The 23,929-nt window shown below is 73.1% G+C and carries 28 protein-coding genes; 16 read left to right on the forward strand and 12 right to left on the reverse strand.

The window, feature by feature from the left end; genetic code table 11:
- Window positions 1-70: 70 nt before the first annotated feature.
- Window positions 71-1,366 carry an MFS transporter gene (locus tag ABIH81_RS07975; protein ID WP_349879708.1) on the forward strand — a complete coding sequence of 432 codons (1,296 nt, stop codon included), beginning with the start codon at window positions 71-73 and terminating at the stop codon, window positions 1,364-1,366.
- Between the two features lie 28 nt (window positions 1,367-1,394).
- On the opposite strand, the gene ABIH81_RS07980 is transcribed toward ABIH81_RS07975, so the two are convergent.
- The gene (locus ABIH81_RS07980; RefSeq protein WP_349879709.1) at window positions 1,395-2,540 is read right to left on the reverse strand and encodes an FAD-dependent monooxygenase; all 1,146 of its coding nucleotides are present in this window, start codon (window positions 2,538-2,540) and stop codon (window positions 1,395-1,397) included.
- 91 nt (window positions 2,541-2,631) lie between these two features.
- On the opposite strand from ABIH81_RS07980, the gene ABIH81_RS07985 reads away from it, so the two are divergent.
- The 3 genes from ABIH81_RS07985 to ABIH81_RS07995 are packed head-to-tail and all read left to right on the forward strand — an operon-like array spanning window position 2,632 to window position 4,971.
- Window positions 2,632-3,231, forward strand: coding sequence for a TetR family transcriptional regulator (locus ABIH81_RS07985; RefSeq protein ID WP_349879710.1), 600 nt, complete (start codon window positions 2,632-2,634; stop codon window positions 3,229-3,231).
- A 16-nt stretch (window positions 3,232-3,247) separates the two neighbouring features.
- A complete protein-coding gene (locus ABIH81_RS07990) occupies window positions 3,248-3,778 on the forward strand; it encodes a SigE family RNA polymerase sigma factor (RefSeq protein ID WP_349879711.1) in 531 nt (176 codons plus the stop codon).
- Entirely contained in the window at window positions 3,775-4,971 is a 1,197-nt protein-coding gene (locus ABIH81_RS07995; RefSeq protein WP_349879712.1) for a hypothetical protein, read from the forward strand. The genes ABIH81_RS07990 and ABIH81_RS07995 overlap by 4 nt, the downstream gene beginning before the upstream one ends.
- A gap of 72 nt (window positions 4,972-5,043) precedes the next feature.
- On the opposite strand, the gene ABIH81_RS08000 is transcribed toward ABIH81_RS07995, so the two are convergent.
- The 4 genes from ABIH81_RS08000 to ABIH81_RS08015 form a co-directional block, all read right to left on the reverse strand.
- Window positions 5,044-5,946 (reverse strand): sulfurtransferase, encoded by a 903-nt coding sequence (locus tag ABIH81_RS08000; protein ID WP_349879713.1) that lies wholly within the window; start codon window positions 5,944-5,946, stop codon window positions 5,044-5,046.
- An 89-nt stretch (window positions 5,947-6,035) separates the two neighbouring features.
- Window positions 6,036-8,969, reverse strand: coding sequence for a hypothetical protein (locus ABIH81_RS08005; RefSeq protein ID WP_349879714.1), 2,934 nt, complete (start codon window positions 8,967-8,969; stop codon window positions 6,036-6,038).
- Between the two features lie 158 nt (window positions 8,970-9,127).
- Complete coding sequence (locus ABIH81_RS08010; protein WP_349879715.1) at window positions 9,128-9,574, reverse strand: hypothetical protein; 447 nt, start codon at window positions 9,572-9,574, stop codon at window positions 9,128-9,130.
- Between the two features lie 2 nt (window positions 9,575-9,576).
- Complete coding sequence (locus ABIH81_RS08015; RefSeq protein ID WP_349879716.1) at window positions 9,577-10,347, reverse strand: SGNH/GDSL hydrolase family protein; 771 nt, start codon at window positions 10,345-10,347, stop codon at window positions 9,577-9,579.
- 254 nt (window positions 10,348-10,601) lie between these two features.
- Here ABIH81_RS08015 and ABIH81_RS08020 point away from each other — a divergent pair, with 254 nt between their 5' ends.
- Window positions 10,602-12,086 (forward strand): hypothetical protein, encoded by a 1,485-nt coding sequence (locus ABIH81_RS08020; RefSeq protein ID WP_349879717.1) that lies wholly within the window; start codon window positions 10,602-10,604, stop codon window positions 12,084-12,086.
- A gap of 19 nt (window positions 12,087-12,105) precedes the next feature.
- Window positions 12,106-13,518 (forward strand): PQQ-binding-like beta-propeller repeat protein, encoded by a 1,413-nt coding sequence (locus ABIH81_RS08025; protein ID WP_349879718.1) that lies wholly within the window; start codon window positions 12,106-12,108, stop codon window positions 13,516-13,518.
- Window positions 13,519-13,533: 15 nt separating this feature from the next.
- Here ABIH81_RS08025 and ABIH81_RS08030 read toward each other — a convergent pair whose 3' ends face one another.
- The 3 genes from ABIH81_RS08030 to ABIH81_RS08040 are packed head-to-tail and all read right to left on the reverse strand — an operon-like array spanning window position 13,534 to window position 14,929.
- Window positions 13,534-14,049 (reverse strand): putative immunity protein, encoded by a 516-nt coding sequence (locus ABIH81_RS08030; protein ID WP_349879719.1) that lies wholly within the window; start codon window positions 14,047-14,049, stop codon window positions 13,534-13,536.
- Window positions 14,046-14,597, reverse strand: coding sequence for a putative immunity protein (locus ABIH81_RS08035; protein WP_349879720.1), 552 nt, complete (start codon window positions 14,595-14,597; stop codon window positions 14,046-14,048). Before ABIH81_RS08035 ends, ABIH81_RS08030 begins: the two co-directional genes overlap by 4 nt.
- On the reverse strand, window positions 14,594-14,929 hold the full coding sequence (locus tag ABIH81_RS08040) for a hypothetical protein (protein WP_349879721.1): 336 nt from the start codon (window positions 14,927-14,929) through the stop codon (window positions 14,594-14,596). The genes ABIH81_RS08035 and ABIH81_RS08040 overlap by 4 nt, the downstream gene beginning before the upstream one ends.
- 95 nt (window positions 14,930-15,024) lie before the next feature.
- On the opposite strand from ABIH81_RS08040, the gene ABIH81_RS08045 reads away from it, so the two are divergent.
- Together ABIH81_RS08045 and ABIH81_RS08050 are read left to right on the forward strand one after the other, a co-directional pair.
- On the forward strand, window positions 15,025-15,828 hold the full coding sequence (locus ABIH81_RS08045; RefSeq protein ID WP_349879722.1) for a DUF5753 domain-containing protein: 804 nt from the start codon (window positions 15,025-15,027) through the stop codon (window positions 15,826-15,828).
- Window positions 15,819-16,013, forward strand: coding sequence for a DUF397 domain-containing protein (locus tag ABIH81_RS08050; RefSeq protein ID WP_349879723.1), 195 nt, complete (start codon window positions 15,819-15,821; stop codon window positions 16,011-16,013). The genes ABIH81_RS08045 and ABIH81_RS08050 overlap by 10 nt, the downstream gene beginning before the upstream one ends.
- Here the strand turns inward: ABIH81_RS08050 and ABIH81_RS08055 are convergent.
- On the reverse strand, window positions 15,988-16,755 hold the full coding sequence (locus tag ABIH81_RS08055; RefSeq protein WP_349879724.1) for a class I SAM-dependent methyltransferase: 768 nt from the start codon (window positions 16,753-16,755) through the stop codon (window positions 15,988-15,990). The two genes, ABIH81_RS08050 and ABIH81_RS08055, sit on opposite strands and share 26 nt — an antisense overlap.
- Before the next feature lie 121 nt (window positions 16,756-16,876).
- Between ABIH81_RS08055 and ABIH81_RS08060 the strand changes: the two genes are divergently transcribed.
- From ABIH81_RS08060 to ABIH81_RS08075, 4 genes are read left to right on the forward strand one after another with little or no spacing between them, the layout of a single operon-like run.
- Window positions 16,877-17,224 (forward strand): PadR family transcriptional regulator, encoded by a 348-nt coding sequence (locus ABIH81_RS08060; RefSeq protein WP_349879725.1) that lies wholly within the window; start codon window positions 16,877-16,879, stop codon window positions 17,222-17,224.
- A 2-nt stretch (window positions 17,225-17,226) separates the two neighbouring features.
- Window positions 17,227-17,604, forward strand: coding sequence for a DUF1048 domain-containing protein (locus ABIH81_RS08065; protein ID WP_349879726.1), 378 nt, complete (start codon window positions 17,227-17,229; stop codon window positions 17,602-17,604).
- Complete coding sequence (locus ABIH81_RS08070) at window positions 17,601-18,413, forward strand: ATP-binding cassette domain-containing protein (RefSeq protein WP_349879727.1); 813 nt, start codon at window positions 17,601-17,603, stop codon at window positions 18,411-18,413. The genes ABIH81_RS08065 and ABIH81_RS08070 overlap by 4 nt, the downstream gene beginning before the upstream one ends.
- Entirely contained in the window at window positions 18,410-19,174 is a 765-nt protein-coding gene (locus ABIH81_RS08075; protein ID WP_349879728.1) for an ABC transporter permease, read from the forward strand. Before ABIH81_RS08070 ends, ABIH81_RS08075 begins: the two co-directional genes overlap by 4 nt.
- A 24-nt stretch (window positions 19,175-19,198) precedes the next feature.
- Here ABIH81_RS08075 and ABIH81_RS08080 read toward each other — a convergent pair whose 3' ends face one another.
- Window positions 19,199-19,573: a VOC family protein gene (locus ABIH81_RS08080; RefSeq protein WP_349879729.1), complete on the reverse strand. Its 375-nt coding sequence runs from the start codon at window positions 19,571-19,573 to the stop codon at window positions 19,199-19,201.
- Window positions 19,574-19,668: 95 nt separating this feature from the next.
- Between ABIH81_RS08080 and ABIH81_RS08085 the strand changes: the two genes are divergently transcribed.
- From ABIH81_RS08085 to ABIH81_RS08100, 4 genes are all read left to right on the forward strand, one after another.
- On the forward strand, window positions 19,669-21,438 hold the full coding sequence (locus ABIH81_RS08085) for a proline--tRNA ligase (protein WP_349879730.1): 1,770 nt from the start codon (window positions 19,669-19,671) through the stop codon (window positions 21,436-21,438).
- Window positions 21,439-21,492: 54 nt separating this feature from the next.
- Window positions 21,493-21,912 (forward strand): CBS domain-containing protein, encoded by a 420-nt coding sequence (locus tag ABIH81_RS08090; protein WP_349879731.1) that lies wholly within the window; start codon window positions 21,493-21,495, stop codon window positions 21,910-21,912.
- Window positions 21,913-21,990: 78 nt separating this feature from the next.
- Window positions 21,991-22,416 (forward strand): SufE family protein, encoded by a 426-nt coding sequence (locus tag ABIH81_RS08095; protein WP_013283255.1) that lies wholly within the window; start codon window positions 21,991-21,993, stop codon window positions 22,414-22,416.
- 20 nt (window positions 22,417-22,436) lie between these two features.
- Window positions 22,437-23,069 carry a DsbA family oxidoreductase gene (locus ABIH81_RS08100; protein ID WP_349879732.1) on the forward strand — a complete coding sequence of 211 codons (633 nt, stop codon included), beginning with the start codon at window positions 22,437-22,439 and terminating at the stop codon, window positions 23,067-23,069.
- 36 nt (window positions 23,070-23,105) lie between these two features.
- Here the strand turns inward: ABIH81_RS08100 and ABIH81_RS08105 are convergent, their stop codons facing one another.
- Both ABIH81_RS08105 and ABIH81_RS08110 read right to left on the reverse strand, forming a co-directional pair.
- The gene (locus ABIH81_RS08105) at window positions 23,106-23,654 is read right to left on the reverse strand and encodes a YbaK/EbsC family protein (protein WP_349881039.1); all 549 of its coding nucleotides are present in this window, start codon (window positions 23,652-23,654) and stop codon (window positions 23,106-23,108) included.
- Between the two features lie 59 nt (window positions 23,655-23,713).
- A complete protein-coding gene (locus tag ABIH81_RS08110) occupies window positions 23,714-23,911 on the reverse strand; it encodes a hypothetical protein (protein ID WP_349879733.1) in 198 nt (65 codons plus the stop codon).
- Window positions 23,912-23,929 lie beyond the last annotated feature (18 nt).

Raw genomic sequence — 23,929 nt, forward strand, 5'->3', positions numbered from 1 at the left:
GACAGTGTCCGTCCCGTTCCACCCCGGCGGCTTGACCCTCGACCGGGTGCAGGGCACACCGTTTCCCGGCATGACGACCACCGCCGTCCTGGGCCGCGACTACCGGCTGCTCTGGTCCGCCGCCGTCTGCTCGCAGGTGGGGGACTCCCTGCGTACGCCGGCTCTGGCCCTGCTGGCCGCCACGCTCACCCGCGACCCTCGCGCGGTCGCCGCGGTGACAGTGGCCGGGCTCCTTCCGCCGTTGTTGTTCGGCCTGCTCAGCGGCGTGTACGCGGACCGGTGGGACCGGCGGCGGACGATGGCGGTGGCGGACGGGGCGCGGGCCGTGGTGGTGGCGGCGCTGGCCTGGTCCGTGGCGACCGGGCACGCCGGGATCGCCACGCTGGTCGTCGCCGCGTCGCTGCTCGCCCTGCTGGGCACGCTCTTCGACGCGTCCGCGTACGCGCTGCTGCCCACTGTGGTGCCGCCCGAAGGACTGGCCCACGCCAACGCCCGCCTCCAGGCCGGAACCGCGGTCGCGGGCGGTTTCGTCGGCGCCCCCTTGGCGGGTGTCCTCTTCGCCCTCTCCCCAGCACTCCCTTTCACCGCCGACGCCCTGACCTTCGCCCTGGCCGCCGCCCTGATCCTCGCCATCCCCACCCCCGCCCTCGCCACCGCCCCCGCCCCGACTCCCCGCCGATCTTGCACCTTCCGCCCCGACAAGGCCGCACAAAAGGGACAGCCAAGGGGCCACAACCGCAAGATCAACGGGGACCGGGGCGGGGTTTGGGAGGGGGTTCGGTTCGTGCGGGGGGATCGGGTTCTGTGGGCGCTCACGGTGGGGACTGCGGGGTCGAATCTGGCTATCGGGGGGCTTGCCTCGGTGCTCGTGCTCTACGCGCTGGCCGTGCTGCGGGTGCCGGAGGCGGCGTACGGGCTGTTCGCGGCCGGCGCGATCGCGGGCGGGCTGGGCGGCGCGCTGCTCGCCGGACGGCTGGCCGCCCGCTTCGGCACGCTGCCCACGCTGCGCGTCGTGCTGCTCGGGCAGACGCTGGCGCTGGCCGGGTTCGCGCTGGCCCGGCACCCGCTGACCGGCGGCCTCGCGCTGGCCGGGTTCACCGCCGGCACCACGATCTGGAACAGTCTCCGGGCCGCCTACGGGCAACGGCACGTACCCCCGGATCTACTCGGCCGGGTCGGCGCGGCACAGCGGGTGGCCGGGCTGGCCGCCGCACCGGTCGGCGCGGCGCTGGCCGGCCTCGCCGGCCAGGCGTTCGGCCTGACGCCTGTCCCCTGGGCCGCCGCCGCGGTCTTCGCCCTGGTCACAGCCGCCGCCTGGGCGACCTTCCGGACGCGCACCGGCCCGCCCGCCACACCACCGCACTGACCACTGCCGGGCCGAGCAGCCGCGCGGGTCAGCTGCCGGGCCGGGCGGGCTCGAAGCCGGCCAGGCGAGTGGCGATGCGCTGGCGGACCGGCGGGTGCGTGGAGACCGCCCGGAGCAGCAGATTCCGCAGCGGTCGCACGGCCGGCGGGGCGGCGGCGAGCCGGGTCAGCCCGGCGGCGAAACCGAGCACCTCCTCGGCGAGGGGACGGCGGTCGGCGGCGTACCCGTCGAGGGCCTGCGGGCCGGCGGCGAGCGCGTCACCGAGCGCGACCGCGTCCCGCAGGCCGAGGTTCATCCCCTGCCCACCGGCCGGGCTGTGCACGTGCGCCGCGTCCCCGGCGAGCAGCACCGGCCCGGAGCGGTACGTGCTCGCGATCCGGTGGTGGATCCGGAACCGGGACGACCACGCCATGCCGGTGACCCGGTCCGGCCGGTGCGCCGGACCGCGCTCGTCGAGCAGCGCCTGGAAGTGGTGCGCCTGCGGGTCGCGCGGCGCGTCGTCCACCGTGGCGACCAGCCGGACCGTGCCGTCGGGCAGCGGCGCCCAGACCAGCGGGCCCTGCCGGGACAGGAAGAGGCTCACCTGGTCGCGCGGGAGCGTGCTGTCCACGTGGACGTCGGCGAGCACGAACGACTCACCGGGGCCGGCCGGGCCGCCGAAGCCGATGCCGGCGAGTTCGCGGACCCGGCTGTGCATCCCGTCCGCACCGACGACCCAGCGCGCCCGGACCGCGCGGCCGCCGTCGAAGCGCGCGACGGCGCCGGCGCCGTCGAGGTCCAGCCCGGTCATCTCGTACGGCCGCAGCACGCGCCCGCCGAGCGCGGCGAGCCGGTCGGTGAGCACCGCCTCGGTCTCGGCCTGCGAGATCAGCAGCGCGTACGGGTAGCGCGACGGCAACCGGTCGAAGGGGACGGTGAGCAGCACCCGGTCCCGGTCGCGGACGCTGAACCGGGCCGAGCGCAGCCCTCGGGCGGCCAGCGGCGCGGCGATCCCGATCCGGTCCAGCACTTCGAGCGTGCCGGCGTGCACGACCGCGGCGCGCGAGGTGACCGGCGGCTCGGCGAGCCGGTCGACGACAGTCGCGGTGACGCCGTGCCCGGCCAGCGTCACCGCCACGGCCAGGCCGGCCGGTCCGGCTCCCACCACGAGGACGTCAGTGCGTTCGGGCAGCATCGCTCCACCTCCGGGGTCGGTCAACAACTGTTTGCCAACGCTTGTTGACTTCCACTGTAGAGCCGATGTCAACACGTGTTGGCCTACAGTCGTGGACGTGACCGAACCCGCCACCCGCGCCCGCCGCTCGGACGCCACCCGGGCGGCCATCCTGCGCGCCGCCCGGGAACGCTTCGCCATCGACGGCTACGACCGGGCCACCATCCGGGCCATCGCCGCCGACGCCCGCATCGACCCCTCGATGGTGATGCGCTACTTCGGCAGCAAGGAGGGGCTCTTCGCGGCGGCGGCCGAGTTCGACCTGCACCTGCCCGACCTGACCGAGGTGCCGCCGGAGCGGCTCGGTGACACGCTGATCCGGCACTTCGTGCGCCGCTGGGAGGCGGACGGGACACTCGTCGCCCTGCTCCGGGCGGCCGCCACCAACCCCGGCGCGGCCGAACGGATGCGCGGCGTCTTCGCCGACCAGCTCGCCGCCGCGGTGGCCCGTTCCGTCGCCGACCCGGCGACCGCCGCCCGCCGGGCCGGTCTGGTGGCGAGCCAGATCCTCGGTCTCGCGCTCACCCGGTACGTCGTCCGGCTGCCACCCGTGGTGGACCTCGACCCCGAGGAGCTGGCCGCCTGGGTCGGGCCGACGATTCAGCGCTACCTGACCCAACCTTTACCCCCGTCCCGCGCGTCTGGCGGGTGACGGAGGGAGGAGCCGGATGAGGCGTGACGCGGACGACGGGCGGGCGGACTACCTCGCCTTCGTCGAGTCGCACCAGCACCGGCTGCTGCGCGCCGCGTACCTGATCTGCGGGAACCGCCACCAGGCCGAGGACCTGCTCCAGGACGCGCTGCTCAAGCTGGCGCTGCGCTGGTCGTCGGTGCGCGACGGCGACCCGGCCGCATACGTGCGCGCCATCCTCTACCGCGACGCCGTCTCCTGGTGGCGGCGCCGGCGACGGGAGTGGCTCAGCGCGTATCCCCCGGACCGGCCGGGCGCTGACGCCGACACCGCGCTGCGGCTCACCGTGCGCGCGGCGCTGGACCGGCTGCCGCCACGCCAGCGGGCCGTCGTGGTGCTGCGCTACTTCGAGGACCTGACCGAGAGCGCCACCGCCGAGGCGCTCGGCGTCACGGTCGGCACCGTCAAGAGCCAGTGCCACGACGCGCTGCGCCGGCTGCGCGACGTCGTACCCGCCCCCGGCACGTCCGGAGACGACCTGGTGACCGGGATGGAGGCGAACCCGTGAACGAACCCGAGCTGACCCGGCTGCTGACCCGGGCCGCCGAGGAGATCCGGCCGGCCCGGCCGGCCGAGGCAGGATGGGAGCGGGCCGGGCGGGTCCGCCGCGCCCGCCGGGCCGCCGGGGCCGCGGCCGTCGCCGTGGTCCTGCTCGGCGGCGGTACGACGGCGCTGCTGCACCGCTCCGGCCCGCCCCCGGCCACACCGGCCCGACCGAGTGTGACCTCGGTGCCGACCGCGCCGGTGGTGCAGCGGCCCCCGGACCGGCTCGGACAGGCGGGTGACCCGCTGGGCCGGCTCGGCGACCGGGTCGCGTACCGACTCTCCGACCGCCCGGTGAGCCGGGCGCTGGCGCTGTACCAGCCGGTCGACCCGGAGACCGGCGAGGCCGGCCCGGTCCGGGTGCTGGGTGACGACGGCATGGTCCGGGAACTCGACGTGGTGACGCTCGCCCCCACCCGCGACGCCGGGGGCAACGAGGCGGCTCCCCTCAAGCCGGGCAGCCTGTCGCCGGACGGCCGGACCGCCGCGTTCGCCCAGACCGGCGAGGTCGTCGTGGTCGGCCTGACCGACGGCGCGGTCCGCCGCCACCCGCTCACCGGCTACCTGGAACACGTGGTCTGGGCCGGGGACCGGCTGATCGTCGGGGACGACGACACCGCGTACGAGCTGGACCGGCGCACCGGATCGGCACGGAAGCTCCCGGTCGACCCCTGGACGCTCGTCGTGCCCGAGCCGGCCCGGGCTGCCGGCGACCTGTTCACGGTCGGCGGCTGGTCCGGGGACGGCGGCCTGGCCGTACGCCGGTTCCCCGCCTCCGGTGGCGCACCGGAACGGCGGCCGGTGACCACCGGAGAGCTTCCCCCCGGTTACCAGGTGAACGAGGTCTACGGGCGAGGCTGGCAGCGCGGCGACCGGATCGGCCAGGCCGGGTGGACCACCACCACGGGCGCCGACGGCACGATGATGGGCGCCGAGGGCGTGGCGGTGCTCGACGCCCGTACCGGGGCGGTGACCCGCCTGCTCGACCTGGGACGCGAGGGCCGGGCCAAGGGGTGCTGCGAGGTGTACGGCTGGACCGCCGACGGTGCGGTGCTGCTCCGCTACGACGCCGGGCTGGCCCGGTGGCGGCCGGAGACCGGCGAGGTCGACTGGGTGGCGAGCAACGTCCCCGGCCTGCTGTCGATCGCCGCCCGCTGACCGGCCGGTCCCGGCGGGGACGAGCGGAACCGGCCGGTCCCGCCGCGGCGACGACGGTCCCGGCCGGGACGCTCAGCGGGTCAGGCCGCCGGGCTGGTCGCCCTGCACGACGGGGGCCCGGACCAGGTTGCCCCACTCGGTCCACGAGCCGTCGTAGTTGCGCACCTGCGGGAACCCGAGCAGGTGGTGCAGCACGAACCAGGTGTGGCTGGACCGCTCGCCGATCCGGCAGTAGGCCACCACGTCGTCGGACGGGCTCAGCCCGAGCTGGTCGGCGTAGATGGCACGCAGCTCGTCGGCGGACTTGAACGTGCCGTCGTCGTTCGCGGCGGACTTCCACGGCTTGCTCACCGCGCCCGGGATGTGCCCGCCGCGCAGCGCGCCCTCCTGCGGGTAGTCCGGCATGTGCAGCATCTCGCCGGTGTACTCGCCGGGCGAACGCACGTCCACCAGCGGCCGGCCGGCCGCCACGTGCGCCATGACCTGCTCCCGGAACGCGCGGATCGGCGCGTCGTTGCGCTCCGGCACCGGGTACGAGGCGCGGGGCCGGCTCACCTTGTCCCGGGTCAGCTCCCGCCCCTCGGCGATCCACTTCTGCCGGCCGCCGTCGAGCAGCCGCACGTCGGCGTGACCGTAGAGGGTGAAGACCCAGAGGGCGTACGCGGCCCACCAGTTGAAGTTGTCGCCGTAGAAGACGACCGTGTCGTCCCGCCCGATGCCCTTGGCCGCGCACATCTCGGCGAAGCTCGCGGCGTCCAGGTAGTCGCGGGTGACCTGGTCGTTGAGTTCGGTGTGCCAGTCGACCTTGACGGCGCCGGGGATGTGGCCGGTGTCGTAGAGGAGCACGTCCTCGTCGGACTCGACCACCACGAGCCCTTCGTCGCCCAGGTGCTCGGCCAGCCACTCGGTGGTGACCAGGCGCTGCGGGTCGGCGTACGACTGGAGGTGGGGATGCGGATCGTTCGGCACAGGCATGATCCCCAAGGTACGCCGGATCCTCGGCCCCGGATGTGACACCGGCCCCACCACCTCGGAAAGGTGGTGGGGCCGGTGCGATCAGGTGCTCAGCCCTCGACGACGAACCACTGGTACGTGGGGTCCGACTGGTTGCCGGCCTTGTCGATCGCGTACACGGTCAGGGTGTGCCAGCCGGCCTCGGCCGGCGTGAGGGTGACCGAGGCGGAGCCGTCCGCCCCCGCCGGCACGGTGACCTCCGGCGCGTAGTCGAACTGGTAGACGTACCTGTCGACGTCCGGCATCCCGGGGGTGAACGTGAAGACACCCGGCACGCCCGGACCACCGCCCGACCCGCCGATCGGGTAGGTCGTCGAGCTGACCCCCGGCATGCTGCTGACCAGGAACGAGTAGCTCGTCTCCGGGGACAGCTCGCCGGACGACGAGCGGGCCCGGACGGTGAGCGTGTTCCGGAAGGCCCGGTCCGGGGCGACGGTCAGCTCGGCGGCGGTGCCGTCGTTCACGTCGACGGTCTGCTCCGGCCCGCCGTTGAGCCGGTAGACGAACGCCACGGTGTCCGGCAGGTCGGAGTCGAAGCGGAAGCCGCCGGGCACGCCGATGCCGCCGCTCGAACCCCACTCGTTGTACAGGTACGAGATGACCCGCGGCTTGGGATCACGGACGGTGAACCGGTATTCGCGCTGCTCGGTACGGGTGCCGTCAGCGGTCTCCGCGATCACCGTCAGCTGGTGCCAGCCCGGATTCTCCGGCGTCCAGGTGACGGCGGCAGTGCCGTCGGCGGCCGCGTCGACAGTCGTCGTCTCCGCGCCCTGGAACGAGTAGTGGTACCGGACGACGTTCGACCGCTGCGGCGTGAACGTGAACGTCCCGGCGACGCCGGGCAGGCCGCTGCTGCGGTCCTCCGGGTATTCGGCCGACTGGACCAGCGGTGCGTCGTTCACCAGGAACGTCCAGACGTTCTCGGGCGAGCGGGTGCCGTCCGCGGTGACCCCGACGACCGTGAGCGTGTGGCTCCCGCCCTCGGTGGGCGTCCAGCTCACCGTCGCCCGGGGGCCGGTCTCGACGCGCTGCTCGGCACCGTCGTCGAACCGGTAGAGGAAGGCCACCGTCTCGGTGACCTCCGAGGTGAACCGGAACTCGCCCGGCTGGCCCGGACCACCCATCGGCCAGTCGGCCCGGTACGGGTCGGCGGAGACCGCGGGACGCAGGTCGCGCACCCGGAAGAACCAGCTCGCCGGCTCGGACTCGGTGCCGTCCCGGCTCATACTCCACACGGCCAGGTTGACCGCGCCCGCCTCGGTCGGCGTCCAGGTCACCGACGCAGTGCCGTCGGCGTTCGCGGCCACCGTGCCCGACTCGCCGTTGAAGTGGTAGCGGTAGCTGACCGTGTCGGGCACCCGCGGGGTGAAGGTGAAGACGCCCGGGACGCCCTGACCGCCACCGAGTCCGTACTCCTGATAGACAGTGGCCGAGATCGTCGGCTCGGTCAGCAGCTGGAACTCCCGAATCCCGGTGACCTCCACGCCGCCGGCCGTGACGCTGGTGACGGTGAGGGTGCGGAAGCCGCCTCGGGTCGCGGTGACGGTGATCGCGGCGGAGCCGTCCGCGGCGGCCTCGACCGTCCGCTCCGGGTCGCCGTCGAGGGCGTAGCGGTAGCGCACCACACCGTCCATCTGCGGCCGCAGCTGGAACGTGGCCGGCACCCCGATCTCGTTCAGGCGTCCCTCGATGATCGGCGAGACGTCCTGGGCGAGGAATGTGTACTCGGTGGTCTCCGAGCGGTTGCCGACCGCGTCCAGGCTCCACACCCGCAGGGTTCTCGGGCCGCTGTCCGGGGTGAGCGTGACGGTGGCCGTCCCGCCCGTCCGGTCCGCATCGACCGTCTTCTGCCCGCCGGAGTCCAGCGAGTAGCCGTACCGCACCACGTCAGCGGCGCCGTTTGCGGTGAAGGTGAACTCGCCGGGCAGCGCCGGGTGCCACTCGCGGTCGTCCGGGAAGTCGGTGGACGTCACCGTGGGCGCCGTGGCCGGGCCACGGACGTCGAGGCGGAAGTAGCAGGTCGGGCTCCACTCGCCGGTGGCGCGGCTGTCCTTCGCCCGCATCTGCCAGGCGTACGTCCGGTCGTGCTCGAACGGCGACGGCCACATCTGCTCGTAGCGGCCGAGGGCGCGCTGGCCGTCACGGGCGGAGTCCAAGCGCTCGATGCGTGCCTCCGGCTCGTCCACCGGCCAGGCCGCGAACGTGACGTCGAGGTGGTCCGTGCCGCCGCCGTCGTTGCGGTCCCGGTCGTGCACCACGCCGGACAGCGTGGGGTTGCGGCTCACCTGGTACGGCTCGGCGGTGGTGCACGCCGTGCCGGTCTCGCTCTGGAGGTCCGTCGGCACGCCGGGGCGGAAGTTGTAGTCGATCGAGATGCCGACCTTGGTGGCGAACTTGCGTGCCAGTGCCGGATCCCGCTCGGCGTCGGCGGGCAGCCGCAGCGAGAGGGTCAGCGTCGACCGGCCCTCGGCGAGCGCCTGGCGCAGCCCTTCGATCGCGTCGAACTCCACCCGGGGCGCCGGGCAGATGGTCTGGTCGGTGAGCTGGCGGCTGTCGACCAGGCCCAGGTCGGCCGGCGGCTTCCGCCAGCTCGACCGGGTGGTGTAGGCGGCGGTGCGCCACAGCTCGATCTTCGGGCGCTTGGTGCAATCCGCGCCGGCCGTCTCCTTGACGTCGAGCTTGGCCGACTCGATGTCTGCTCCCCGGTAGCGGGAGATGTCGAACGTGAAGTAGGCGCGCGACGTGTGCAGCCGACCCTTCCCGTCCGTCCAGGTGCCGACCGGAACGTCGCCAGGCCGATCAATGTTGATCTTGCCGGGCGAATGCGAGTCGGTCCAGGCCCAGGAGGTGTTCGTCTCGTAGCGGATGTCGTACGCGGCCGCCGGCGCCGCGGTGGCGACCGCCGTTCCGGCCGCGACCACGATCGACAGCGCGGCGGCAAGCAGACCTCGCCGGCCGATCCGACGTGGATTTCTGTCAGGCATGAGGGTCAAACCTCATCCACCTTTCCCCTGTGTCCCCCCGTGCTCGATCGACGGGGGCAGCGGATGCTATCCAGCCGGGCGGACATCGGGCGATCCCGATTAGCGACTGACGGAGCACATCGGACGATCGGCGGTGAAGGTCGACCCGTCCGGCGGGGTCAGGCGCGGCGGTGCACCAGCCGGCCGGCGACCACTGTGGCGAGGCAGGAGCCGTCCGGGCCGAACACGGCGAGGTCGGCCCGCCCGCCGGTCACCAGCGCGGGCGGCCGGGCGACGGGCAGCACCACCACGTCGTTGCGGGCCGCGGCGGATCGCAACGCCGGATCGGTGACGTGCTCGTCGAGCACGGCGGCGGCGCCGAGCCGGAACAGCGCGTGCACCCGCTCGCGGGGCGTGGGCGCCGGGGGCAGCGGGCCGTCGTGCACGAGCGCCGGCCCGAGCGTGCCGGCCCACCGCCGCACCCGCACCCCGGGGTACGCGCCGGACAGCTCGGCCGCCGCCACGATCGCCTCGATCCGGTCGCCGGCGACCACGACCGCGAGCCCGGCGCGAGGTGGGTCGTCGAATGTCAGCCGCAGCAGGTCGGCGGCGTGGACCGTACGCACGCTCAGTCGGCGTCGACCGGCCCGAGCACCGGCCGTTTCGCGGTGATGAAGTCACCGGAGGACCGCCCGGTCAGCCGGCGCTTGATCCACGGCGCCAGGTGCTTGCCGGCCCAGCGCAGGTCGGCGGCGCGCGCGGCGAGCCACGGGCTGGGCGCCGGGTGCGGCGGCACCAGCAGCCACTCCTCGTCGCAGCCGACGCCGAGCGCGGTGAGCACCTGCGCGGCGACCCGGCGGTGCCCGGCAGCCGACAGGTGCAGCCGGTCGGTGCTCCAGAGCAGCGGGTTGAGGTAGGTGTCGTCGGCGTACAGGTCGACCAGGATCGCGCCGTGCCGCTCGGCGACCTCGCCGACCACCCGGTTGAGCAGCTGCACACGCGGAACCATCAGCCGCTGGCCGGGCAGCCGGGACATCACGTCGGCGAACCGGAACAGCACCACGTCGCTGCCGCCGGACCGCAGCCGCTGCACGACCGAGTCGAAGCGGGGGACGAACGCATCGGGGTCGAAGCTGCGGCGCAGCACGTCGTTGCCGCCGGCCGCGAAGCTGATCAGGTCGGGCTTCATGGCCAGCGCGGCGGGCACCTGCTCGGCCACGACCTTGGGGAACAGCCGGCCCCGGATGGCCAGGTTGGCGTACCTGAAGTCGGGACCGGCCTCGACGGCGAGGCGGGTGGCGACCAGATCGGCCCAGCCCCGGTAGCTGCCGTCCGGATACGCGTCGTCCATGCCCTCGGTGAAGCTGTCGCCCACCGCCACGTAGCTGCGCCAGCGCACGGCGCCTCCCTCAGACGTCCCGGCAGAAGTGCGTCGCACAGTCTGTCACCGCGCGGACCGGTCCCGCTGGCCCTGGACGCCGGACGTGGCGGATGTCTCGACGTCCTGTTCACGAGCGCCATCCGAGGGGACAAATCCGTCCGACACGTCCGGCGGGGCAGAATCCGTCGTCCGGACCGGGGATGATGTCTGCCGTCATCCGGCCGGGCGAAACCGTCCGGCCGGTCCCGCACACGGCACGAGCGAGGAACCACATGACGCAGGGGCACCCACCGGCGGCGGGCTGGCCACCGCCCGGCAACGCCGACCCCCGGTACGGCGCAGCGCCGCCGCCCGCTCAGCCGGGACCGTCGGGGCCGCCGCCTGCGGCGCCGAAGTCCCGCCGACGGCTCTGGATCGGACTCGCGGCGGGCGCGCTCGCGCTGGCGGTCTGCGCCGGCACGGCGGTCGGCGTCGGGCTGGGCCTGCGCGGCGACGCCGAGGACGGCCCGGCGCCGAAGGCCGCGGCCGGCGCGAACGGCGTCACCGTCACCGACGCCGAGCTGACCGCCCTGCTCGACCGGCACAGCAAGGCGCTGGCGGCGAAGGATCTGGACGGCTACCTGGCCGCGTTCGACCCGGCCCGCAAGGAGCTGATCGCCGGGCAGACCCAGCTCTTCCGCAACCTGGCGAAGCTGCCGCTGTCGGTGGCGCGCTACGAGACGATCGAGCAGCAGGGCCGCACCAGCGACGCGTTCGGGAAGGGCGTCACGTTCCAGCTCGACGTCTCCTTCGTGCACCAGTTCGACGGCTTCGACCTGGCCCCGGTCACCGAGTGGTACCGCTGGACGGTCGTCCGCACCGGCAAGGACGCGCCGATCCGGGTCACCGCTGTCACCGGCGCCCCGGCGGGCGGGAACGGCGGCTCGAAGACCGTCTACTACCCGGGCCCGTGGGACAAGTGGCGGGAGATCCACGTCGAGCGGACCCCGCACGCCCTGGTCATCGCCGACGCCGCCCGGGCCGAGGTGGCGAAACGGTACGCCCGGACCGCCGAGGCCGCTGTCGTGCACGATCTGGCCGTGTGGCGGGCCGGTGGCCTGCCCGGTCCGGTGCCGAACGGCTTCGTCTTCGCCCTGGCGAAGGGGAAGGACGAGCTGACCACGCTCTACCGGATCGGCACCGAGAAGGCCACCGAGGCGGGCTTCTCACTGGGCCTGGTCGCGGCCGAGCGCAGGGACGGCAAGGACACGATCGGCGGCACCCGCATCGTGGTGGACACCGAGGAGCCGTACTTCACCCGTACCGGCGGCGCCAACGACGCCGGCATGGTGTTCCGCCACGAGGTGGCGCACTCGCTGATGACGCCCCGCACCGACTTGGCCGCCTCGGACGCGTTCAGCAAGCTCGACGAGTGGGTGGTCGAGGGCTTCGCCGAGTACGTCGCGTTCCACGGCCGCCCGCTGAGCGCCAGCGACCGCACCGCGCCGGCGAAGCGACTGGTCCGCGACGGGTGGAACGGCAGGCTGCCCGGCAACGGCGAGTGGGACAACCCGGACCGGCTGGGCTTCCACTACTGGCTCGGGCACGCCGCGATGAACCACCTGGCCGAGAAGCACGGCGAGGCGAAGCTGTTCCGCTTCGTCGAGGCGGTCTACGGCGGCACCCCGGCCGATCGGGCCGCCCGGGACGTGCTGGGCGTGTCGCTCGACGAGTTCGAGGCCGGCTGGGCCGCCTACGTCCGCGCGCAGGCGCGTTGACCGGGAACGGAGACGACTGATGACGTACCAGCAGCACCAGCAGCACCAGCAGCAGCCGCCCGCGTACCCACCGGCGGGCTGGCCGGGTCCGGCCGGTGCGCCACCGGCGGCGCCGAAGCGGCGCGGACGCGTGGCGTTGCTCGTCGCCGGTGGCCTGGTGGCCGTGCTCGCGGTCGCGGCCGGCACCGCCTACGGCGTGTCCCGGCTGGTCGGCGGCGGTGACGACGACGGGAGGAAGCTGCGTACCGCGTGGGTGCTCGACTTCCCGGAACGGCAGAGCAACGGGCTGAAGACGTACGACGGGCAGGACATGTTCGGCGCCTGGCTGATCGGCGACGCGGTAGTTCGGGCCCAGCCGGACGGGATCATCGCCTACCGGCTCGACGACGGCGCCCAGGCGTGGGGTGTGCCCGCACCGCAGGCGACGTCGCTGTGCGCGGCCGCGCAGACGCTGGCCGAGGGGCGGGGTGTGGTGGCGCTCGGTTCCGCCGACTCCTGCGACACGCTCGTCGGGTTCGACGCGGCCGGCGGCACGCAGACGTGGCGGGTGACGTTCCCCGTCGAACGCCGGACGGGCCGGTCCGAGACCGTCGCCCCGGACCTGTCGGTGGCCGCCGGGCAGGTGATCGTCCGCTCCGACCAGCGCCTCCTCGGCTACTCGCTGGCCGACGGCAAGCGGCTGTGGCAGACCGACGCCGACCGGCTGCTGCCCGGCCGCGACTGCCGCCTGACCGACGCGCAGGCCGCCGGGGACCTGGCCGTGGTCACCACGCTCTGCGACGGCGACCGGGGCGCGCTGCTCGGCCTGGATCCGGCCACCGGCAAGCCGCGCTGGCAGCAGCAACTGCCGGCCGCGCAGCAGAGCGCCGGGGTGCTGAGCGTCGATCCGCTGGTCAGCCTGCCCGGCCTGGTCGGCGAGACGTTCGTCGCGCGCGACGCCGCCGGCAAGGCGCGGGCCACGTTCGGCAACCCCGTCGACGGTACGCGGTTCAGCGACCTGCCGGTCAACCGCTCCAACACGGTCAGCGGGCCGGAGATCCGGCCGTACCTGGCCGACGCGGACACGCTCTACCTGCCGACCGAGGCGACGAACGTCGGCAGCAAGATGCGCCAGGCCAACCAGGTGGTGGCGATCGACCTGGCCACCGGCAAGCGGCGCTGGGTGTCGGCCGGGCACACCGACAGCGAGGTGGAACTCGTCCGCCTCGACGAGCAGGGCGTGCTGGCGTGGGAGGTGGGCGACCGGCGGGATCTCGCCCCGAGGCTGGTCCGGATCGACCCGGCCAGCGGCACGGTGAGCGTGCTGGCCGAGGCGCCGCTGTCGGCGGGCACCGAGGGCAGCGACGCGAAGGTGCTGGAGCGTGACGGCACTGTGGTGCTGGTGCCGTGGAAGCACGTCACCGCGGACGCGGCGATCACCGTGCTGCGCTGACCGCCGAGCCGGACGTCAGCAGTCGAAGACCGACCAGCAGATGTCGTTGCGCAGCCGCTGGTCGTCCAGGACCAGCTCGCGGATCTCCGCCGGGAGCTGGTCGCGCTGCCACCGGCACTCGTCGCGCCCGGCCGCCTCGCCGAGACCGGCGGGCGCCGCCGCGCGTACCGCCTTGATCGCGTACGCGGCGGCGCCGAGTTCGTGGGCGGCCACGTGGGCCACGACGGCGGCCTGACCGGCGGCGTACGCGGCGTTGCGGGCCGCCCCGCGCAGGTTCCGGGCCGCGCCCATGGCGTGCCCGCCGGCCGCGCGCGCCTGCATCATCCTGACCTCGCCCCGCACCCAGGCCCGCGCGTGCTCGATCGCCTCGCGCGGACGCGGATCCTCCGGCCGGACCGCCTCGAACAGCCCGAGGACGTGCTCGGCGCAGGTGGCGGCCCAGAGCGCCAGCAGGTGGTGGTGCTCGTCGGTGAGCGTGCCGCCCCGGCGGATCGTGGTGAACCGGGGATCGCGGATCTTCGGCAGGATCACGGCGCGGCCTCCGGTCCGGCGCGGCGCAGGTCGTGGTCGAGGGTGCTCATCAGCCGGGCGACCCGGCTGCCGCCGCCGGTCACCGGCGGGTAGCGGCGGAGCACATCGACGAGCACGGGCGTGGCGAGCCGCCGGGATCGTTCCAGCAGCGCCGCGCCGGCGGTCTCGTCGCCGCCCGCCTCCAATTCGGCGACGCGCGCGGCGTTGGCGGCGGCCCGCAGGATGTGGCCGACCTGGGTGGCCTTCGCGATCGGGTGCAGGTACGCGGCCGCCGCGGCGTCACCGGCGGCCCGGGCGGCCAGGCGCGCGGCCTCGGTGGGCGCGGACCGGGCGGCCCGGTGCGCGTCGAGGGACGTGACCCGCTGGAGTTTCGTCCGGGCGGCCCCGCGCACGAACGTCCAGGCCGCGTCGACAGCCGCGCGGGGGCGCGGGTCACCGGGAACCGCCCGCTCGTAGACCGGGAGGACGTCCTCCGCGTGCCGGACCGCGTACCGCGCCACCTCACGCAGCTCGTCCGTCGTCAGGTCGAAGTCCCCGGGCGCTGTCATGTCGCGGGCATCGTATCGGTGATGCTCCGCCGGTACGGGCCCCAGCCGACGAACCGCTCGAACAGCTCGCGCGGGGTCGGCCCGTCGTGCGGGTTGAGGCGGAACAGGTCGTGGGTGGCCTCGTGGTAGAGCCCGGACAGGTAGACGGCCAGGTCGACGGGATGGTCCGCGTACTCGACCTTGAGCAGCAGGCGGGCCTGCGCGCAGGGCCACGGTCCGCCGCAGGCGCGGCAGAGCCAGAGCGGCCGGATCGGCAGGTGGGCCGGGTGGGCCGGCGGGTAGGGGCGGGGCCGATCGGGGTACGGCCCGAGCCGCGGTACGGGAAGGTTCATGCGTGACAGTCTGCTGAGGACACCACTACGCTCGGAAGTCGTCGCGGCCGGTCCGGGGAGAGGCCGGGAGACCGGCGGCAGTCTGAGGAGGGCGTGTGGAGAACGAGCCGACCGCCGAGCTGATCCGCGCGCAACTGCGGCGGCTGCGACTGCGGGCCGAGCTGAGCCAGGAGGAGTTCGGGAGGCTCGTGCACTTCTCCGGCTCCCAGGTGTCGGCGGTCGAGCTGGGCCACCGGCCGCTGGACCGGTTCTTCCTCACCCGGGCCGACGAGGTGCTCGGCACCGGCGGGCTGTTGATGTCGCTGCTCAAGCTGGCAGAGCGCGACGGCCAGCCGAGCTGGTTCCGCCCCTGGCTCGAAGCCGAACGCCAGGCGCAGCAGTTGCGCACCTACCAACCGACCCTGGTGCCCGGACTGCTCCAGACCGAGAACTACGCCCGCGCGATGATCCGCACGGATGACCTGATCACCGATGACGAGGTGGAACGGCGGCTCGGAGTGCGGTTGGACCGACAGTCCATCCTGTCCGACCCGGGTCGCCCGAAGTACATCGCCGTCATCGAGGAGTCCGTCCTGCGCCGCGCCGACGAGGGCTACCGCGGACTCATGGCCGAGCAGATCGCGCACCTCGTCGAGTGCGCCGAGCGCCCGCACGTCGCCATCCACATCGTGCCGGCCTCGGTCACCATGCACGTCGGCCTGGTCGGACCGTTCGCGCTGGCCCGGGGAACAGACGGCGGCTGGGTCGGTCACCTGGAGAACCAACTCGGCGGCGTCGTCGTCGACAAGGACGAGGACGTGGCCATCCTGCTGTCCAGATGGGAGAGTGTCCGCAGCGAGGCACTGCCGCGCCAGCAGTCGGTCGAGCTGATGAAGGACGTGATGACCTCGTGGAGCTGACCGGAGCGATCTGGCGGAAGTCCACCCGCAGCGGCACCCAGGGCGACTGTGTCGAGGTGGCGGACAATCTGGCCGGGATGGTCGGGGTGCGGGACAGCAAGGATCCGGCCGGGCCGGTGCTCACCTTCACGCCCGACGCCTGGCGCACCTTCGTCCGGCTCAGCGGGAGCCGCGCGCCGCGCTGATCAGCACTGTGTGCTTGCGTACCCGGAAGGCGCCTTCGGCGTCGATACGGGCCTGGATCGCGGCGCGGGCGGCCTCCTCCTGCGCGGCGGTGAGCGGCCCGATCATGCTGGCGATGTACGCCAGGACCGGCTCCGCGGCGGGCACCACCAGTTCGTCCGGGTAGCGCTCGACTGTCACGTCGTCGAAGTGGGCGGTGACCCGGGCGGGTGTCGCCTCGGCGGTGACGTCGTTCCGGTCGTGGAACCGGACGGCCAGGTCCGGACGCCCGATCACCGGGCCGAGCGCGTCCAGCTCGGCGAGATGGTCGCGGCCGTTCACGGCGACCGCGAGCCGCCCGCCGGGGCGCAGCACCCGGGCGAACTCGCGCAGCGCGGCGTCCGGGTCGTCCAGGTGGTAGAGCATGCTGTTGGCGATCACCGCGTCGGCGACGCCGGCACGGAACGGCAGGTACGTGGCGTCGCAGCGCAGCACCCGGGCGCCGGGGACCTCGCGCAGCCACGCGCACATGGCGGGCGAGAAGTCGGTGAGGGTGAGCCGGCCACGACGGCCGACCCGGCGCCACAGCTCGCCGGTGCCGGCGCCCACCTCCAGCACGTCCCCGGTCAGCGGCAGCCGCTCGCCCAGCCAGGCGAACCAGTCCTGCGGGTTCGTGCCGTACGAGTGCAGCGCGATGCGGGCGCTCAGGTTGCCGGTGGTCGTCGCGTACTGGCTCACGGCGCGAGCCGACGGAGTGGTGGTCATCCGCCGAACGTAGCGGAAGTGGTTCTCCGAGATCCGCCGGTATTCAGCGTTGCTAGCTACCAGTACCTAGTGTTACTTTCTACTGGTACTCAGCGACGCTGAATAGCGAGGAGACGAGGACATGGGCAACCAGATGACCGAGATGCTGAAGGGCACTCTCGAAGGCATCGTCCTGGCCATCCTGGCCCGCCGATCCGCGTACGGCTACGAGATCACCGCCTGGCTGCGCGACCGCGGATTCTCGGACATCGCGGAAGGCACCATCTACGCGCTGCTCGTCCGCGTCGAGCAACGCGGTTTCGTGGACGTGGAGAAGGTTCCCTCCGAGAAGGGGCCCCCGCGGAAGGTGTATTCGATCAACGCGAAGGGGCGGGAGCAACTCGCCGAGTTCTGGCGGACGTGGAGCGTCCTCGCGGAGCGCATCGACCACCTTCGTGACAACGACGACCAGCACCCCGAAGGAGCATGAGCATGGCCGCGAAGTGGATCGAGACGCTCGTCGGATCGCTCGACCAGAAGAAGCAGTACAAGCGGCACACGGCCCGCATGGAGGCCCTGCCGGAACCCCATCGCAGCGCGGCCAAGGCCCTCCAGCGGTACTTCATGTACCAGGGCGGGATCGTCGACGGGAACACGCTCGTCGCGATGCTCGGCGACTCCGTCGACCTCTGGGAGCGCGCGGTCGCCGACGGCACGCCCGTCCGCGCGATCGTCGGCGACGACCCCGTCGAGTTCGCCGAGACGTTCGTGTCTGCGTACTCCGGCAGGCAGTGGATGGACAAGGAGCGCGAGCGCCTCCGGAAGGCGATCGACGACGCCGCCGGCAACAGCGGGGAGAAACTCGCATGACCGCCACGACGCGCGAACCCGCCATCCGGGTCCGGGGCATCACCAAGTCCTACAAGGACCTGCACGTGCTGCGGGGCGTCGACTTCGAGGTGACGGCCGGGAGCATCTTCGCCCTGCTCGGCTCGAACGGCGCCGGAAAGACCACGCTCGTGCGGATCCTGTCGACGCTGCTGAAGGCGGACACCGGCACCGCGACCGTCCACGGCTTCGACGTCGCTTCGGCTCCCGCCGAGGTACGCAAGTCGATCAGCCTGACCGGTCAGTTCGCCGCCGTCGACGAAGTGCTCACCGGCCGGGAGAACCTGGTCCTGGTCGCGAAGCTCCGCCACCTGAAGAATCCGGGTGCGATCGCCGACGACATGCTGGCCCGTTTCTCGCTCACCGACGCCGGGAACCGCCGGGCGGGGACGTACTCCGGCGGCATGCGCCGGCGGCTGGACATCGCGATGAGCCTCGTCGGCAACCCGCCGGTCGTGTTCCTCGACGAGCCGACCACCGGCCTCGACCCGCAGGCCCGCATCGAGGTCTGGCAGACGGTGCGGCAGCTCGCCGAGGACGGCACCACCATCCTGCTCACCACCCAGTACCTCGACGAGGCCGAGCAACTCGCCGACCGGATCGCGATCCTGCACGAGGGAACGATCATCCAGAACGGCACTCTCGCCGAGCTGAAGCAGCTCCTCCCGACAGCCAAGGTCGAGTACGTCGAGAAGCAGCCGACCCTTGAGGACGTCTTCCTCGCCCTCGTGGGCCACACCGGCAGGACCGCCGGCAAGGCAGCCGTGTCCGCAGGAGAGGAATCCCGATGACCACCCACGCCCTGAGCGACACCGGAACCCTCACCGGCCGATCCCTGCGTCACATCCTCCGCAGCCCGGACACCATCATCACCACGGCGGTCACCCCCGTCGCGCTGATGCTGCTCTTCGTGTACGTGCTGGGTGGAGCCATCAACACCGGATCCGGCGAGTCGTACATCAACTACATGCTGCCGGGCATCCTCCTCATCACGATCGCGTCCGGCATCGCCTACACGGCGTACCGCCTGTTCCTCGACATGCAGGGCGGCATCTTCGAGCGCTTCCAGTCGATGCCGATCCCACGGCCCGCCGTGCTCTGGGCGCATGTCCTGACCTCACTCGTCGCCAACCTGGCCTCGCTCGTGATCGTCACAGGCGTCGCACTGATCATGGGATTCCGGACGGGCGCATCGGTGGCCGGCTGGCTCGCCGTCGCCGGCATCCTGATCCTGTTCACCCTCGCCCTCACCTGGGTCACCGTGATCGCAGGTCTGTCCGCCAAGACCGTCGACGGCGCGAGCGCCTTCAGCTACCCGCTGATCTTCCTGCCCTTCATCAGCTCGGCGTTCGTCCCCACCGACTCGATGCCCGGCCCGGTCGCCTGGTTCGCCGACAACCAGCCGGTGACGTCGATCGTGAACACTCTCCGCGCGCTGTTCGCTCAGCAACCCGTCGGCAACGACGTCTGGATCGCGCTCGCCTGGTGCGCCGGCCTGCTCCTGGCCGCCTACGCCGCCGCGACAGCGATCTACCGCACGAAGGCCAGCTAGCCGATCGCGAGAGCCGGTCACCCGTCAGAGATAGAGACAGAACGGGTGGCCGGCCGGGTCGAGGTGCACCCGGACGTCGTCCTGCGGCTGGAAGTCGGCCACCGTCGCGCCCACCGACACCGCGTACGCCGAGGCGGCCTCCAGGTCGTCGACCTTGACGTCCAGGTGGGTCATCATCGGCGGGTCGCCGGGCCCGGCGGGCCACACCGGGCGCACGTAGGCCGGCTCGTCCTGGAACGCCAGCCAGGTGCCGCCTTCCGGCGGAGCCAGCACCACCCAGTCCGACTCGTCCTCGCGGCGGGACCAGCCGAGCAACCGCTCGTAGAACGCGGCCAGGTCCTGTGCGGACGGCGCGTCGAGCACGATGCTGGTCAGTTTCAACAGCGGTCGCTCAGCCATGCCACCCTTCTACCCCGCACCTGCGACAGCCTCACCCGGCACGAGCGCGCGGAAAGGGATCGCCCGGCCGCACGCGCTCGCCGTACGCTGCGGCAATGCTGCTGCGCATGTCGACCCTGCTGCTCCGGACCCTGCGCGAGGACCCGGCCGACGCGGAGGTGCCGAGCCACCGGCTGCTGCTGCGCGCCGGTTACGTCCGCCGGGCCGCGCCGGGCGGCTACACCTGGCTGCCGCTGGGCAAGCTCGTGCTGGACCGGATCACCGCGATCGTGCGGGACGAGATGACCGCGATCGGCGACCAGGAGGTGCACTTCCCGGCGCTGCTCCCGGCCGAGCCGTACCGGACCAGCGGGCGGTGGACCGAGTACGGGGACGACATCTTCACGCTCGCCGACCGCAAGGGCGCCGAGCACCTGCTCGCGCCGACCCACGAGGAGCTGGCGGCGCTGCTGGTGAAGGACCTGTTCACCTCGTACCGGGACTTCCCGGTCACGCTGTTCCAGATCCAGACCAAGTTCCGCGACGAGGCGCGGCCCCGGGCCGGTCTGCTGCGCGGGCGCGAGTTCCTGATGAAGGACGCCTACTCGTTCGACCTGGACGAGGCCGGGCTCCAGGCGGCGTACGACCGGCACCGGGGCGCCTACGAGCGCGTCTTCACCCGGCTCGGGCTGGACTTCACCACCGTCCACGCGATGTCCGGCGCGATGGGTGGGTCCGCGTCGGAGGAGTTCCTGGCCGCCACGCCCGTCGGTGAGGACACGTTCGTCGGCTGCACCGCCTGCGACTACGCGGCGAACACCGAGGCGGTGGCGACCCGCGCCCCGGCCGCCGGTGACCCCGACGTGCATCCGCCCGCCGAGGTGCACGACACCCCGGAGACGCCGACCATCGCCGCCCTGGTCGAGCTGGCCGAGACCCGGAAGCTGGGCGGGCGCACCGGCTGGACGGCCGCCGGCACGTTGAAGAACGTGGTCCTCACCGTCCGCCGGCCCGGCGCCGAGCACGCCGAACCGCTGGTGATCGGCCTGCCCGGCGACCGCGAGGTGGACCTCAAGCGGGTCGAGGCGGTGCTGGCCCCGGCCACGGTGGCGGTCTTCGAGGACTGGGACGCGCACCCGGAGCTGGTCCGCGGCTACATCGGGCCGCAGATCCTGGCCAAGCACGGCATCCGCTACCTGGTCGACCCCCGCGTGGTGCCCGGTACCGCCTGGCTGACCGGGGCGAACGAGCCGGGCCGGCACGCCACCGACGTGGTGTGCGGGCGCGACTTCGTACCGGACGGCACGATCGAGGCGGCCGAGGTGCGGCCCGGTGACCCCTGCCCGGCCTGCGCCGACGGCGAGCTGACCATCCGGCGGGGCATCGAGGTCGGGCACATCTTCCAGCTCGGACGCCGGTACACCGACGCGTTCGCGGTCGACGTGCTCGGCCCCGAGGGCAAGCCGGTCCGGCCCACCATGGGCTGCTACGGCATCGGCGTGTCCCGGGCGGTCGCCGCCGTGGCCGAACAGCACCACGACGACCGGGGGCTGGTCTGGCCGGCCGCTGTCGCGCCGTGCGACGTACACCTGGTCGCCGCCGGGAAGGGGCCGCAGCTCGACGCGGCGCTCGACCTCGGCGGGCGCCTCGCCGCCGCCGGCCTGCGGGTGCTGGTCGACGACCGCACGCACGTGTCGGCCGGGGTGAAGTTCACCGACGCCGAGCTGATCGGCATCCCGCGCGCCGTCGTGGTCGGCCGCCGCCTGGCCGAGGGGTACGTGGAACTGCGCGACCGGGCCACCGGCGAGCGCACCGAACTGCCGGTGGAGGCCATCGTGGAGCGCCTGCGCGACGAGGTGGGCGCGACGCGCCGCGACGGGGTGTAGCGAGCGCGCCACCGGGTACCGCAGACGGATCTACCGAAGCTTTCGGAGGCTCTCATGTTCCGCGTCAGTGACGTGATGACCAGGCAGGTGGTCTACCTCTCGGCGGATACCCCGTTGGACGAGGCGGCCCGGGTGATGAAGGAGTCGGACATCGGCGACGTGGTGGTGACCGACGGCGCCACGCTCGCCGGCATGCTGACCGACCGCGACATCGTGGTCCGGGCGGTGGCCGAGCGCGCCGACCCCGGCACCACCACGATCGGCTCGATCATCACCCGCGAGGTGGTGATGATCGAGCAGCACTGCACGGCGAACGAGGCGGCGGCGCTGATGCGCGAGCGCAACATCCGCCGGGTGCTCGTGTGCGACAGCGACCGCAAGCTCGTCGGCATCGTCTCCCTCGGAGACCTCGCCATGCGGCTCGACCCCCAGTCGGCGCTCAGCGACATCAGCGAGGCCGCACCGAACGTGTGAGCGCGGGCACCGCACGCGCGGCGGGGCCTCGCTCGGCACCGCCGGGTGGCGACGCGCGGCGGCGGATAGCCTCGACCCATGCCCGAGATGCCGACCAAGCTGGCCGAGATCGTCGACGAGTTCGCCGCCGCGCCCCGCGACGTCGTCCTGGAGATGCTGCTGGAGTTCGCCGACGTGATCCCGCCCCTGCCCGAGGGCGTGAACCGGGAGGAGTTGGAGCAGGTTCCCGAGTGCCAGACCGCGTTCTTCCTGCGCGCCGAGGTGAACGCGGACAAGACCGTGAGCACCGTCTTCGACTGCCCGCCGGAGGCGCCCACCACCCGGGCGTTCGCCGGCATCCTCGCCGAAGGGCTGGCCGGGGCGAGCGCCGAGGAGGTGCTGGCCGTACCGGACGACCTCTACCAGCGGATGGGCCTGGCGCAGGCGATCAGCCCGCTGCGCGTACGCGGCGGCACCGCCATCCTGGCCCGGCTCAAGCGCCAGGTCCGGGAACAGATCTCCTGAGCTGCGGGTTGTCGCTGGTCATGGACATCGAGATCTACGCCGACGTGGTCTGCCCCTGGTGCTGGATCGGCAAGCGCCGGCTGGAACAGGCCCTGGAGTCGTACGACGGCGAGGTGACGGTCCGGTTCCGGCCGTTCCAGCTCGACCCGACGCCGGTCACCGAGCCGAGGCCGCTGCTGGAGGCGCTCGGCGACAAGTTCGGCGGGCGGGACAAGGCCGAGGGCATGGCCGCGCACGTGACGGGCGTCGCCGCGGGTGCGGGCCTCGACCTGCGGTTCGACCGGGCAGTGGCCGCGAACACCTTCGACGCGCACCGCCTGGTGCGGTTCGCCACCGAGCACGGCCGCTCCGCCGAGATGGTCGAGCGGCTCTACCGGGCGCACTTCCACGACGGCGTCGACGTCGGTTCGATCGACGCGCTCGTCACGCTGGCCGGCGAGGCCGGCCTGGACGAGACCGAGGCGCGGCAGTACCTGGAGTCGAACCTGGGCCGCCGGGAGGTCGCCGCCGACCTGAGCACCGCCCACCAGCTCGGCGTCTCCAGCGTGCCCACGTTCGTGCTGGCCGGGAAGTACGCGGTCACCGGCGCCCAGGAGCCGGAGACGCTGCTCGCCGCGCTGCGCGAGGTGGCGCAGCGCGAAGCGGCGGCCTGATGTTTCACGTGGAACAAGATCGATGCGGATGAGAACCTAGGCCGGCCTGGCCAGATCCTCCACCACCCTCGCCCCGGGCAGCGCGCCGAGCGCCGGCCCGGGCAGGGCGATCTTGCTGTGCCGTACGCCCGATCCGATGATCACGTGCGGCGTGGCGATAACCCGGGAGTCGACGAGGATCGGCCAGTCCGCCGGCAGGCCGATCGGCGTGATCCCGCCGTACTCCATGCCGCTCAACTCGACCGCCTCGGCCATCGGCGCGAAGCTCGCCTTGCGCACGTCGAGCAGCTTGCGGACCACGCCGTTGACGTCGGCGCGGGTGGTGGCGAGCACGACACAGGCCGCGTACCGGGTCTCGCCGCCGCGCTTACCGGCCACCACCACGCAGTTGGCCGACTCCTCCAGCCCCACCTCGTACGCCTCGCAGAAGGCAGCGGTGTCGGCCAGGTCGGCGTCGATCGGGGCGACCAGTACGTCGTCCACGTCCACCGGGGCCTCGTCCGGCCACACCTGCACCGCGGCGGCGACCGGCGGGGCGAGCAGGTCGAGCCGGGTACGGGCCGACTCCGTCTTCAGCGTCCCCATCATGCCGCGATCCTCGCACCCGCCCGGCGGATCGACCCGCCGGGCCCCGCCTGAGCCCTTCAGTTGGGATTGGTGAGGAAGGCGTTCTCCTGGGCGAAGTCCCGGCTCTCGGTGGTGGTGAGCTGCCGGCGGCGCAGCACCTCGGGACGGTTCGCCTCGGCGTCCTCGATGCCGTGCCGGACGCCGACCCGGATCACGCCGTAGAGGAAGACGAAACCGAAGACATAGAGGAGCACTGTGGCGACGAAGACCAGCATGCAGTCACCGTAGGCCGG

Origin of the sequence: Micromonospora sp. HUAS YX12, from assembly GCF_040215685.1 — a bacterium.
In the GTDB taxonomy this organism is placed as follows: Bacteria; Actinomycetota; Actinomycetes; order Mycobacteriales; family Micromonosporaceae; genus Micromonospora; species Micromonospora tulbaghiae.